We start from the raw sequence: 13,392 nt of genomic DNA, 5'->3' as shown, positions 1-13,392 counted from the left end.
TCAGCCTCCACCCAGCGCCAGGGCAATCCGGTAGGTCGCAAAAGCTGCCGCATAGGCGAGCGCGAACTGGTAGCCGGCCATCAGCGCCGGGTAGCGCCAGGAATTGGTCTCGCGGCGCACCACGGCCAGGGTCGACAGGCACTGCGGCGCGAACACGAACCAGGCCAGCAGCGACAGCGCCGTGGCCAGCGGCCAGCTCTGCGCGATCACGGGGGCCAGCGCATCGGCGACCGTATCGCCCGCAGCCGACAGCGCATACACCGTGCCCAGGGCCCCTACCGCCACCTCGCGCGCAGCCAGGCCGGGCACCAGGGCGATGGAAATCTGCCAGTTGAAGCCGATGGGCGCAAACACATGCTGCAACGCCTGGCCCAGCCAGCCCGCGGCGCTGTACTGGATCGCGGCGCCGGTGGCACCATCCGGTGGCGCTGGGTAGCTCGACAGGAACCACAGCACCACCGTCAGCGCGAAGATGATGGTGCCCACGCGCACGATGAAGATGCGCGCACGCTCCCACAGGCCCAGCATCAGATTGCGCGGGCTGGGCATGCGGTAGGGCGGCAGCTCCAGCATCAGCGGCTGGTAGCTGCTCTTCATCCAGATGCGCTTGAACAGCCAGGCCACCAGCATGGCCGACACCACCCCCGCCACGTACAGGCCGAACAGCACCAGCCCGCGCAGGTCGAACCAGCCCACCGGGGTGGCCGGAACGAAAGCCCCGATCAGCAGCGCATACACCGGCAGCCGGGCCGAGCAGGTCATCAGCGGCGCAATCATGATGGTGGCCAGGCGGTCCTTCCAGGGGCCGATGGTGCGCGTGGCCATGATGCCCGGCACCGCGCAGGCAAAGCTCGACAGCAGCGGGATGAAGGCCCGGCCGGAGAGCCCCACCTTGCCCATCAGCCGGTCCAGCAGGAACGCCGCGCGCGGCAGGTAGCCCGAATCCTCGAGCACCAGGATGAAGAAGAACAGAATCAGGATCTGCGGCAGGAACACCAGCACCCCGCCCGCGCCCGCGATCACCCCATCCACCAGCAGGCTGCGCAGCGGCCCGTCGTCCATGTTTTCGGTGATCTGGGCGCCCAGCCAGGCCATGGTGCCCTTGATCGCATCCATGGGCCAATTGGCCCAGGCGAACACGGCCTGGAACATCAGGAACAGCAGCAGCGCCAGCACCAGCAGGCCCCACACCGGGTGCATCACGACCGCATCCAACCGGGTCTGCACCCGCTGGTTGCGCCCGCCCGCAGGTGCCGCCAGCGCCAGGATGCGGCGCACCTCGCGCTGCAGGTCGCCTGCCGACGCCGCCGCCTGCACGGCCGCCGGAACGGCTGGCGGCGCGGCCACGCCGTGCCGGTCCAGCTGGGCGGCGATTTCGGCCATCAGCGCCGCATGGCCGTCGCGCCTGACGGCAACCGTCTCCACCACCGGGCAACCGAGTTCGGCCGACAGGCGCGGCACGTCGATCCGGAGCCCCTGCGAGCGCGCCACATCGGCCATGTTGAGCGCCAGCAGCATGGGGCGGCCCAGCCGGCGCACCTCCAGCACCAGGCGCAGGTTCATGCGCAGGTTGGTCGCATCGACCACGGCCACGAGCAGGTCGGGCATCGCCTCGCCGGCACGCTGCCCCTCGATCACCTCCAGCGTCACCTGCTCATCGGGCGTGGCCGGATTCAGGCTGTAGGTGCCGGGCAGGTCGATCACCGAGGCCGAGCGCCCACCGCCCAGCTGGGTCAGGCCGGTCTTGCGCTCCACCGTGACGCCGGCGTAGTTCGCCACCTTCTGGCGCGCGCCGGTCATCAGGTTGAACAGGGCTGTCTTGCCGCAGTTGGGATTGCCCACCAGGGCCAGGCTGGGCAAGGTGGCTGCAGCGAGGGAAGGTCCTTGGCCCGTCATGCCAGACGCACCTCGATGCACTGGGCCTCCAGCATGCGCAAGGCAAATTGCGTGTCGCCAATCTGCACCGCAATCGGCTCCACCCCGCCGGGGCCACGGCGCAGCACGGTGAGTGGCTCGCCCTGCAGAAATCCGAGCTCTCCCAGCCGGCGCAGCGCCGTGGCGTCGATCAAGGGATTGGAGGAGGCGATGCCCTCCACCACGGCTCGGGCGCCATTGGGAAGATCAGGTAGTTTCATGGAGCATGCCCTCCGCGGCCCCACGCACCGTGCCGTGGCGCCCGCCGGGCAGAACGAGAATTAGTTGTATTTACATATTAGAGCACGGAAGAATTGGCCTTTGGCGTGCATCCATTGCACGCCAGCGCCCCTCCGCAGCATCCTCGCAGGTGCATGGAATCGGGAGCGCGCGCCAAAGTTCCCCCGCCGCGGGCGGGCCCCACCGGAATCCTAGCGGCGATCGTCCACCACGTTGAACTCGAACCGGGACTGCACGGCCACCTTCTCTGGCAGCGTCACCACCAGGTAGCCGGCCAGTGCTGCCAACGTCTTGCAGGGCTTCACGGACAAGCTGCTCGGCATTGCCCAGCCGATGCGCCTGAGCATGATGCAAACCCAAGGCAGGGAGATAAGCATGCACGAGAAGCTCAGCGAGCAAACCGGCATAGCGGTGTACTTCTGCGACCCGCACAGCCCCTGGCAAAGGGGCTCCAACGAGAACATGAATGGCCTGGTGCGCCAGTACCTGCCCAAGGGGACGGACCTGAGTGTCTACAGCCAGGAGCAGCTCGATGCGATAGCCGATGAGATCAACGACCGCCCAAGAAAAGGGCTGGGGGTACGATCACCGCTGGCCGTGTACCGCGAGTTGCTGATCAACAATCCGCAGCACTCCACCCTTGTTCATTGAAATCCAGGGTGTTGCGCTTCGCTTTTTGAATCCGCCCAATTGACAGTTCGCCAAAAGTGTCTACCTCCCAAACAGCAGTGGTCTGCGATGTCATTGCAAGCACGTCACTGCACCACAATGCCACCAGTGCCTTGAAATGCCTGCCACCGACACACTGAACCCACGTTGATCCAAAAAGAAAGCACCGCATGCAACCAAATCGGCAAAGCTTGGGAGTTCTCACTCTCAGTGCACTGGGAGTCGTCTACGGCGACATCGGCACCAGCCCCCTGTACACGATGAAAGAGGTCTTCAACCCAGCCCACTCACTCGCGCTGAACGCAGCGAACATCATCGGAGCTGTCTCGACGATCCTGTGGGCTCTGATGGTTGTGGTCACACTCAAATACGTGGTGCTGATCCTTCGGGCCAACAACCGGGGCGAGGGTGGGATCATGGCGCTCACGGCATTGGCAGCGAAGGCTGCGGGAAGCACTCCCAGGCGCCACACGATCCTGCTGCTGGTCGGCGTGCTCGGGGCATCCCTCTTCTACGGCGATGCCGTCATCACCCCTGCCATCTCGGTGCTGAGCGCCATGGAGGGCCTGGAGACGGCAACGCCGGCGCTCAAGCCCTATGTGCTTCCGATTTCGACGGCTGTGATCATCGGCCTGTTCCTCGGGCAGCGCTTTGGGACCGCCATCGTTGGCAAGCTGTTCGGCCCCATCGTGGTCCTCTGGTTCTCCGTGCTAGCTGTCACGGGTCTCGTGCAGGTTGTCCAGAATCCTGCCATCCTGGCCGCGCTCAACCCGTTGAGGGCCCTTGAATTCATGCAGGCCCGCGGATGGCACCTGTTTGTCGTCATGGGGGCCATCGTCCTTGCGCTGACGGGTGCCGAGGCGCTGTACGCCGACATGGGGCATTTCGGCAAGAAGCCGATCCGTCTGGCCTGGAATACCTTCGTACTGCCGTCACTGGCACTCAACTACATGGGCCAGGGTGCCTTGCTGATGGGTGACCCCTCAGCGCTAGAGAACCCGTTCTTCAATCTTTTCCCGTCCTCCTGGCTGATCCCGGCCGTGGTGCTCGCCACGCTCGCCTCCGTGATTGCCTCCCAGGCCACGATCTCCGGTGCCTATTCCCTGACCAAGCAGGCCATCCAGCTCGGCCTGCTGCCACGCATGCGGATTTTTCACACGTCCGCAGAGGAGGTCGGGCAGATCTACGTTCCTTTCGTCAACTGGAGCGTGATGGTTGGTGTACTGCTGGCAATGGTGGGCTTTGGTAGTTCCTCCGCGCTGGCATCGGCCTACGGCATCGCGGTGACGGTCACGATGCTCATTACCACCTTGCTCACGTTCTTCGTCGTGCGGCACGCGTGGAAGTACCCGCTGCCGCTTGCGCTGGCCGCCACCGGGGTGTTCCTGCTGGTCGATGCCGTGCTGGTGATCTCCTGCGCGCTCAAGTTCTGGCAAGGCGGCTGGTTCCCGATCGTGCTGGGCATCGTCATCTTTGCGGTGATGGCCACATGGCGCCGGGGCCGGGAGCTGTTGATGGAGCACATCCAGCGTGACGACCCTGAACTGCTGCCATTCATCACGGCCCTGGCCGCCGACGAGAATGCACGCCGCACGCCAAGGACTGCGGTCTATGCCGTGGCCAATCCCGATACCGTGCCGCAGGCGCTGCTGCACAACCTCAAGCACTACCAGGTCTTGCACGAGCAAAACCTCATATTGACAGTGCGTTTCCAGGAGGTTCCATGGGTGCCGGAAGAAGAGCGCCTGCAGGTGCAACCGCTGGTTGACGGGTTCTGGAAGGTGCAGGTGAATTTCGGCTTCAAGGACGAGCCCGATGTGCCGCGTGCCCTGCGCCTCTGTGCTGGCCAAGGCCTGCAGATCGATGAGTTCCAGCTCTCCTACTTCCTGAGCCGGGAGATCGTGATCCCGACGCGGGGAGCGGGAATGGTGCATTGGCGCGAAGCGCTGTTCTCGGCGATGGCACGCAATGCCGGCAGCATCGGCGACTTCCTGCGGCTTCCCCACAATGGTGTGGTGGAGTTGGGAACCCGCGTGCAGATTTGAGGCCGGGCGGCGGCCGATCAACGGGCATGCGCGGCCTAACCCGGCCTGGTGCTACAACCAGCCCGCCTTGCGGAACCGATAGTAGACATAGGAACAAACGCTGGCGATGAGCAGCAGCGCGGCCGGGTAGCCATAGCGCCACTTCAGCTCGGGCATGTTTTCAAAGTTCATGCCCCAAACACCTACGAATGCGGTGCAGATCGCAAAGATACCGGCCCAGGAAGCAAGGCGCTTGGTGATTTCATTGTCTTCGATGGTCACCATGGACAGGTTGACCTGGATGGCAGTCCCAATGGTGTCGCGCATCCCATCGATCAGGCCGTTGATGCGGATCAGGTGGTCCACAACGTCCCGGAAGTATTCCTGCGAGCCCATGCAGATCTGGGGTACGCGCCCGCCATGCAGTTTGCCCACCCCTTCCACCAGCGGCGAAACCGCGTGCTTGAGGAGCATGACCCGTTGCTTCAGGTGATACAGCTGTTCTATGCTGTCCCGAGCCGCCTTCTTGGTGAAGATCTGGTGTTCGATCTTCTCCAGCTCGACCTCCAAGGCATCGATGATGGGAAAGTACCTGTCTACCACCGCATCCATCAGCGCATACAGAACGAAGCCCGAGCCGTGGCGCAGCAAGTCAGGCTCTCTCTCGCATCGATCCCGCACGCCCAGAAAGCCCTGCTTGCTGCGGTTCCGAACCGAAAGCACGTAGTTGGGGCCGACGAAGACGTCGACCTCGCCCTCGTTGAAATGGCCTGGCCTTTCGGGCTCGGGCTCCAGCAGGTGCATGACCACGAACAGCGATGAACCGTACTCCTCCACCTTGGGTCGCTGGTGACCGTGGTGCGCGTCCTCGACGGCCAGTTCGTGCAGGCCAAATTCCTCGCGCATTTCGGCCAGCTCTTGGGGAGTCGCATCCGCCAGCGCGACCCACACGAAGCAGCCCGGCCTGGCAATGTAGTCGCTGATGTCGGCGACAGGGATGTCGGCCACCTTGGAACCGTTTTCGTAGGCAACGCAATTGATGAGCATGGGGGATCCTCCTGGTTACTCGTACCCTGGATCCGGATGTTGCCACGCTGACCATCGGTCTTGGAGACAGGTGTTCACTGAAGCCTGCTGGAGTTGGGCCTTGCGGCGTCATGCACCAGGCGGGGCAGCACCTTCACGTAGACCAGCTCCACCAACATCTGCCGGCCTCACGGCCGGTACCGGCGGCACAGCGCCTGGGATTGCAAGGCCCAGCGGCACTACGGCCAAGGAATTGCGCGTGACCGCACTGAACGCAATCACCTGCCCCTGATCCGCAGGCACCAGACAGCCGGCAGCAGGCACAGCTCATGGTGAACCCATGGTCCGCGCACAGCTCTACCAGGTCGTTCATTGCGTCGTCGAAATGCCCGCTTACAAACGTGAGCTCCGCCAGCAGGTAGTCTTCGCCTTCATCGACCAGCACACGGATGCTCCGGTCTGCATCCAGGGCGCGCCACACGGAGATGGCGCTCAGCGCGTCGGTGGCCGGATTGGCAGGAGTGCCCAGGCGCTCTTTGGCGTCGCGGGTGCATCGATAGGATTGGGAAATGCTTCGCCTGCGTTCCATGGCGATGCCCTGCGCTGCACAAGCCGCCAGCAGAGCACAGTATGTACGGGCCTGCAATAGCGGCCCGCCGCGGAGGTCTATCCGGCAGCCAGAGACAGCAACGGTGCACCCTGTGCAGCAGGATGCGCCGCACGGGAGTGGAAGCGCCGTTCCACCTGCTTGAGGAAGTGCGAAAGCAGCATCACGTACAGCGCATCGCCCAGGGCTGCATCCTCCACGCCCACATCAAGGTTAGGGTTGTCATTGATCTCGATGACGTACACGCCCGAAGCTGTGGATTTCAGGTCCACGCCATAGAAGCTGTTGCCCACAAGCCGAGCGGAGTTGACCGCGGCATCGAGCACCTCGGGCGGCACCTGGTCGAGGGGCACCGCCTGCACCCGCCCTTCGGTGTACTTGCCGTTGTCGGCATGCTGCAGTATCTGCCAGTGCCCGTCGCACATGAAATACTTAGCCGCGAAGACCGCTTGCCCGGACAGCACGCCGATGCGCCAATCGAAGTCGGTGTACATGAACTCCTGCAGCAGGATGATCTCGGACTCCCGGAGCATGTCCTTGGCGATATCGTGCAGGTGCTCGAAGCTGTCGGCCTTCTTGACACTGCGGCTGAACGCACCATCCGGAACCTTCACGACCAGCGGGTAATTCAGCCGGTTGTGCATGTCGCCGATGGTACGCCTGCTGGCCATGTGGGTCATCGGCGTGGCGATGGCGTTCTCGCGCAGCAGCTCGGCCAGGAAAGCCTTGTTGGTGCAGCGCAGGATGGAACCTGGGTCATCGATGACCGGCATGCCTTCGGCCTCGGCCTTCTTGGCAAACTGGAAGGTGTGGTGAGTGACGGCCGTGGTCTCGCGGATAAACAGCGCATCGAACTGCGTGAGCCGCGAGAAGTCCTTCTTCTCGATGAGCTCAACGGCGATCCCCATGTCCTGCCCCACGTCCACCAGCTTCTTGAGCGTCTTGAGGTTGGAGGGCGGCAACGGGTCGGTGGGGTCATGCAGCACCGCCAGGTCCATCCTGGGCGATGGCATGGCGATCAAGGGGCGCCAGCTGCGGCGGGTGTACTGGCGCAGCGCCTGCACGAACACCTCGTCCCGCGAGGTGTCCACGTCGCGCAGATCCAATGCCTGCATGCCTCCGATCTGCCAGCACATGGACTGCTCCTGCCGCTCGAGCGTAATTTCCAGCAGCGGGCAGCGAAACAGCTCAAAGCTCTTGCGCGCGAGCGCAACCAGGTCAGGGTCCTCGATGGCACCGAAGAACACATGCAGCGTGAGCGTGTTCACCGACCGCGGAATCGCCTTGAGTGGTCCGATCAGCCGGTTGAGCTGAGCCAGGGCAGCGGGCTGCATGCGCTTGCGCTGGAGGCTGAGGATCGTGTCCACGCTCGGCGTCACGCGATCGCCACGGGCCTCTGCGAGCAGCGAGCAGTAGTAGCCCATGCTGAGGTAGCCATAGGTTCGGCACAGGTTGGTGACCTTGCGCAACTGCCCGCGTGCGCCCGGTTCTTCAGCGACGAACTGGTCTGCGGTGATGACCTTGAGGCCCGCCTCATCCCATCGGAAGTCGGCGAGCTTTTCCACAACGATCACGTGTTCTGAGGACAATTTATTTCTTTCCAGAGATGATGACCGCCGCCGTACGCCTTCGGCGTCCGTATCTGGCGATCTTTTTGAACTCCCCCAGGCTGATGGACATGCCGCCATCGGGGTCGCTGGAGCGGACCATGGGGTCGAGAAGGCGAAAAACTGCGCCGTCGAAGCCGACGATCACCACCCAATGGGGCGTTTTCTCGCCATGCAGCCGCCACAGGCTGATGAGCACGATGGGCAGCCTCCCGGCGCGCAGGTGCTCGATCAGGCTTTCGGGAGACACGGGTCGGGCATAGATGGGAACCTGGTGCTCCACCAACTCGGAGCGGAAGTCGTTCTCCACCAGCTGGATCACGCCCTTCTTGTGCGGGTCACGAACGCTGTCCATGAAGAGCGATGCCCCCGCGGCCGCATACACGGACACCTCGAAGCCACGCCGCAACGCCGAGTTGGCCAGACCGAAAGGGCCACAACCACCATGGCCTGCGGCCATGAACACGGTCGTGGCTTCGCGCCACAAGCGGATCTCCGCCGCTTGGTTCATGGGCAGGGAAGGGTCCATGGCCGACATTGCCATCATCAAGGCGCAGGGTCCGCACGTGAAATCCAGCGTCTGGGCGTAGTGGCGCACCGCGTAGGCCGCGCCTCCCAGAGCACCATCGAACACGTCGCGCTGAAAGCACAGGGCGTCCTGGCCGTCTTCGTAGTACCCGGTCTTGCGGCCGGACTGCATGAAGCCATGGCGCTGGAACAATCGATGCGCCGACACATTGTCCAGCCTGCTTTCCAGCCGCAGTACCGCGCACCCCGCCTGCCTCGCGTCGCCCAGTGCAGCAGCCAGCAATTGGCCCGCAATGCCTGCGCCACGCATGGCCGGATCCACCGCAATGGAATAGAGACGCGCCACAGACGATCCCCGGCGGCGCAATACCACGCAGGCACCGTGCAGCCCCACCTCAGAGCGGCACACAAGAACATGTGCAGAGGAACTGGCCAACAAGCGTTGCCAGCTTCGCAGGGAGATCCGGTCTCCATCGAATGCAGAGCGCTCCAGCCTGTCCAGTTCCGCCAGATCGTTGGCACCTGCCGACGCCACCCCACCGGCTTGGACGGAGCGCTTCATCGCAGGCCTCGGTGCGCTCTGCGCGCTTTCCAGTCCGGCAGCTTCAAGGCCAGCCATGCGGCGGCTATCGGCACGACCAACACCAGCAAGGCAAGCAGTATGTGCAGCAGGTCACCCATGGCTCAGCCATTCACGGCGCACGGGCACGGCGGCCCCAGTAGCCGCAGCCACATCACGGGAGCTCAGTGGCATCGGCGCACCTCGTCCCTGCTGACGCGGGAAACCCTGCCGAACTGGGCGGTCGGGAACGCAATCGTCAAGCTGCGCATGGCCTCTTGCAGGTCGTCGAGATGCACGTGCAGGGTCACGGTCGCCCTTTGGCGCACAGGATCCACAGCAAGACCATACCCGCGCAATTGCGCTCCCAGCACGCTGTGCAGCTTTACGCGCAAGCCCTGCGCATTGATGCATGGTGCGACAAGGGGCAGTTCCACCAAGGGACTGGAATCGGCAGCAGCATCGTTACCGATGGGCAGTGCAGTGATCCGATGCAGGTCGGTACCGGGACATTTCTGAAGCATGCTTTCCGCCATGAGACTCCTCGTGAGAGAGACGCTCAGGGAAGTGTTGAACATGCATTCAGTCTAGGAAGATCGGCGTAAAGGTGTCGTAAAAACGGCAGGTCCGGGCGTTAAATCGCTGTCAAGACACCATGCCACGGGACAGGACGCGCAGCGCTGCGCGTACAGCGCTACACCGAAAGCCTGTACCCCACGCCCGACTCGGTCAACAGATGCCGCGGCTGGGCCGGATCGGCCTCCAGCTTCTGCCGCAGGTGACCCATGTAGATGCGCAGGTAGTGGTTCTGGTCCGAGCGCATCGGCCCCCAGACTTCGCGCAGCAGCTGCTTTTGCGTGATGACACGCCCTGCATTGGCGATCAGCACCGTCAGCATCCGGTACTCGGTGGGTGTGAGGTGCACCTCCACACCTGCGCGGCGCACCACGCGCGCACTGCGGTCCACTTCCACGTCGCCAAACTGGAACGCAGGCTCCGTCCCATCCGCGGTCAGCCCGTTGCCATTGGCCACCCTCGGGCGCCTCAGATTGGCCCGCACCCGTGCCAGCAGCTCTCCGGTCCCGAAAGGCTTTGTGAGGTAGTCGTCCGCGCCTGCATCGAGGGCATTGATCTTGTCAGCCTCATCCGTGCGCGCCGACAGGACGATGATGGGCACGGCCGACCAGCCCCTCACATCGCGGATCAGGTCGATGCCGTCGCCATCGGGCAGGCCCAGGTCCAGCACCAGCAAGTCTGGCTGGCGGGTTCCGGCGGCGGACAGGCCCTCGCGCAGCGTGGCGGCCTCGTTCACCTGCCAGCCTTCGGCCTCCAGAGCGCTGCGCACGAAACGCCGGATCTGCGGCTCGTCTTCCACCACCAGGACAGTACGTATTTGCATTCGCATCAGGGACCCGAAAGGCCCTGCTCCATGTCTTCGATATCCGGCGCTGGGGGTGGCTCCCGCCGGGGCAGAGTGATCGTGAACTGAGCCCCCCCGCCAGCCGCGCTGCCAGCAGAAATCGTGCCCCCATGCGCGTTCACCACGGCCTTGCAGATCGCCAGCCCGAGCCCGACGCCGGGCGTGGCCGATTCGGCCTGGCCGCGGGTGAACTTCTCGAACAGAGTGTGCTCCTTGCCGCGCACGGACGCCGGCAGGCCCTGTCCATGGTCCGAAACCGCCAGCACCAGGCTGCTCTCGGTCACTGAGGCTTTCACGACGATGGGCGAAGCACCGTACTTGGCCGCGTTCTCCAGCAGGTTGACGAGCACGCGCTCGACCAGCACCGGATCGAATTCGACCAGCGGCAGATCGGCTGGGATGTCGGTGCGCACGACTTTGCACTCCAGCGCCGGCCTGGCCGCCCGGATGGACGCACCCACCACCTCTTCGACCGATTGCCAGTCGCGGCGCAGGCTCACACTCTGGCCGGACACGTGGCTCTCCAAGCGTGCCATGTCCAGCAGATTGCTGACCAGAGCATTGAGCTGATGGGCCTGGTGCACGATGGACCGGGCCACCGCATCGCGCTCGTCGGCAGGGGCGCCCTGCAGGGACTCCGCCAGCGTGATGAGGGCGGTGAGCGGGGTCCGCACGTCGTGGGACACGGCACCCAGCAGTGCATTGCGCAGCCGCTCGGACTCCACGTCCACCACAGCCTTCTGCGCGATCTCGACATAGTGCACCCGCTCAAGCGCAATCGCAATCTGCCGCGCCTGGGTTTCCAGCTGCTGGGCTTGCTCCGGTATCAACAGCCAGCGGGGGTTGGCCGGTTCCAGCGCGAGCACCCCGCGCACCCGCATGGGTGCTTTCAGGGGCACGTAGCGCCAGCTCTGCGCAGCCAGGGTGCTGGTCGCCAGACCAGCGCTCTGTCCCTGGCGCAGCGTCCAGTCGGCCACGCTCTTGTCGAAGCCCTCCGGGAGGTCCTCGGGGTAGCGCAAGTTGTCGGTTTCATCCAATGCAACCACCACCGCCCGGCCACCGAAATGCTCCTGCACCGCGGCAGCGCCAATGTCGATGACCTGGCTGGTCTCCAGCGCGGCCGACAGCTCCCGCGTCAGATCGAAAAGCGACTGGGCACGACGCTCCCGGCTGTTGGAAACCCCGGCCGCAAAGCGCAGTCCGGCCGTCAACTGCCCCACGAGCAGACCGACCCCCAGCATCACCGCGAAAGTGACGATGTACTGCACGTCGCTCACCGCGAACGACAGGCGGGGCGACACAAAGAAGAAATCGAAAGCCAGCACATTGAGCAACGCGGCCAGGGCGGCAGGAATGCGGCCGAAGCGCATGGCGACCGCCACCACGCCGACCAGGTAGAGCATCACGATGTTCGTCAGCTCTAGAACGCCATGCAGGGGTGTGGCGAGCAGCGTGACTGCAATGCTGACGCCCACTGCCCACAGGATGCCGGGCCACTTGGAGTGGGCGGCTTCGTCCGTCTCCAGCACGTCCACGCTGGAGCGGGGATTCTTCAAAGCCTGGGCCAGCCGCCGTGAACTGCTCGCATGCGCGGTCTCCACAATGTCAAGCGAGGGGGCCAGTTCCGCCAGCTCTCTTGCGACGTGCTTGGCCGGCAACCACTTTTGCCACCACTGCGCAGCCGCCGGTCGACCGAGCACCACGGTGGCGCAGTTCAACTGGAGCGCCTGGGCCGCCAGGACAGGCGCGACCCTGTCGCCGGTCAGTACAGCCGTTTCGGCTCCCAGCTCCTGCGCCAGCTGCAGCACGGCCAGGATCTTGTCCCGGCGCTTGGCGTCAAGGCGCTGCAGTCGAGGCGTTTCCACATAAGCCGCATGCCATTTGACGTTGAGCTGGCCGGCCAGCCGTGCGGCCGTGCGCACCGTCTGGGCAGCATCCTCGTGCGGCCCCACACAGGCGAGAATGCTGCCCGACGTGTTCCATGCGGCGGCCACACCGCCGCCCGCACCGCCCGATTGTTCGATGCGCCAACCCAGCACATCGTCCTCCACATGCTCCGCAGTGCGGCGCAGGGCGATCTCGCGCAGTGCAATGAGGTTACCCTTGCGGAAGAAGCTGCGCGCAGCACGATCCGCCTGCTGGGGTACATAGACCTTGCCCGCACGCAGCCGAGCGATCAGTTCATCAGGCGTCGCATCGACGAGCACCACTTCATCCGCGTCGTCCAGCACCGTATCGGGCACCGTCTCGTGCACCCGGATACCGGTGATGGCGCCCACCGTTCCATTGAGGCTTTCAAGGTGCTGGACATTGAGCGCAGTCCAGACGTCGATGCCGGCGGCCAGCAGTTCCTGAACATCCTGCCAGCGCTTGGCATGGCGGGATCCCTGCACGTTGGAGTGAGCAAGCTCATCCACCAGGAGAATGGCCGGCTTACGTGCAAGGGCCGCATCCAGATCGAATTCAGGGAGGAGCCGGCCACGGTACTCCACCTCCCTGAGAGGTATGGCCTCCAGGCCGCCCAGCAAGGCCGCGGTCTCTGCCCGGCCATGTGTTTCCACCACCCCGATCAGGATGTCGCGGCCCGCGCTGCGCTCGCGCTGCGCCGCACTGAGCATGGACCAGGTCTTGCCCACGCCCGCATTGGCGCCGAAGTAGATGCGCAGCTTGCCACGGCCGGTCTGCTCCTCCTGCGCGCGCAGTTGCGCGATCAGGGCATCGGGGTCCGGGCGTTGGATGTCAGCCATGGCAGTCCAGCCTCTGCCAGGTGCCCGGACATGCCAACGGAAAAAGGCCTA

9 protein-coding genes and 1 pseudogene are annotated in these 13,392 nt (G+C 64.5%); 2 read left to right on the top strand and 8 right to left on the bottom strand.

What is annotated here, in order from left to right:
• Together feoB and AC07X5_RS03915 are read right to left on the bottom strand one after the other, a co-directional pair.
• Positions 1 to 1,896: a ferrous iron transport protein B gene (feoB, locus tag AC07X5_RS03920; RefSeq protein ID WP_494769114.1), complete on the bottom strand. Its 1,896-nt coding sequence runs from the start codon at positions 1,894 to 1,896 to the stop codon at positions 1 to 3.
• Complete coding sequence (locus AC07X5_RS03915) at positions 1,893 to 2,135, bottom strand: FeoA family protein (RefSeq protein ID WP_494769113.1); 243 nt, start codon at positions 2,133 to 2,135, stop codon at positions 1,893 to 1,895. Before AC07X5_RS03915 ends, feoB begins: the two co-directional genes overlap by 4 nt.
• A 289-nt stretch (positions 2,136 to 2,424) precedes the next feature.
• Between AC07X5_RS03915 and AC07X5_RS03910 the strand changes: the two are divergent.
• Positions 2,425 to 2,805: pseudogene (locus AC07X5_RS03910) on the top strand (IS30 family transposase); the annotation flags it as partial.
• A 188-nt stretch (positions 2,806 to 2,993) separates the two neighbouring features.
• On the top strand, positions 2,994 to 4,868 hold the full coding sequence (locus AC07X5_RS03905) for a potassium transporter Kup (RefSeq protein WP_494769112.1): 1,875 nt from the start codon (positions 2,994 to 2,996) through the stop codon (positions 4,866 to 4,868).
• A gap of 51 nt (positions 4,869 to 4,919) precedes the next feature.
• Here AC07X5_RS03905 and corA read toward each other — a convergent pair whose 3' ends face one another.
• The 6 genes from corA to AC07X5_RS03875 form a co-directional block, all read right to left on the bottom strand.
• Complete coding sequence (gene corA / locus AC07X5_RS03900; protein ID WP_409960952.1) at positions 4,920 to 5,894, bottom strand: magnesium/cobalt transporter CorA; 975 nt, start codon at positions 5,892 to 5,894, stop codon at positions 4,920 to 4,922.
• A gap of 645 nt (positions 5,895 to 6,539) precedes the next feature.
• A complete protein-coding gene (locus tag AC07X5_RS03895; RefSeq protein ID WP_494769111.1) occupies positions 6,540 to 8,069 on the bottom strand; it encodes a RimK family ATP-grasp domain-containing protein in 1,530 nt (509 codons plus the stop codon).
• Between the two features lies 1 nt (position 8,070).
• Positions 8,071 to 9,177: a peptidase C39 family protein gene (locus AC07X5_RS03890; RefSeq protein WP_494769110.1), complete on the bottom strand. Its 1,107-nt coding sequence runs from the start codon at positions 9,175 to 9,177 to the stop codon at positions 8,071 to 8,073.
• A 182-nt stretch (positions 9,178 to 9,359) separates the two neighbouring features.
• A complete protein-coding gene (locus tag AC07X5_RS03885; RefSeq protein ID WP_494769109.1) occupies positions 9,360 to 9,752 on the bottom strand; it encodes a hypothetical protein in 393 nt (130 codons plus the stop codon).
• Positions 9,753 to 9,868: 116 nt separating this feature from the next.
• The gene (kdpE, locus tag AC07X5_RS03880; RefSeq protein ID WP_409960957.1) at positions 9,869 to 10,573 is read right to left on the bottom strand and encodes a two-component system response regulator KdpE; all 705 of its coding nucleotides are present in this window, start codon (positions 10,571 to 10,573) and stop codon (positions 9,869 to 9,871) included.
• Between the two features lie 5 nt (positions 10,574 to 10,578).
• Positions 10,579 to 13,341 (bottom strand): DUF4118 domain-containing protein, encoded by a 2,763-nt coding sequence (locus AC07X5_RS03875; protein WP_494769108.1) that lies wholly within the window; start codon positions 13,339 to 13,341, stop codon positions 10,579 to 10,581.
• Positions 13,342 to 13,392 lie beyond the last annotated feature (51 nt).

This window comes from Acidovorax sp. GW458-11-26-14-TSB4, from assembly GCF_059423865.1.
Note: the sequence above shows the minus strand (reverse complement) of the source record. Positions and strands in the feature narration are given on the sequence as shown.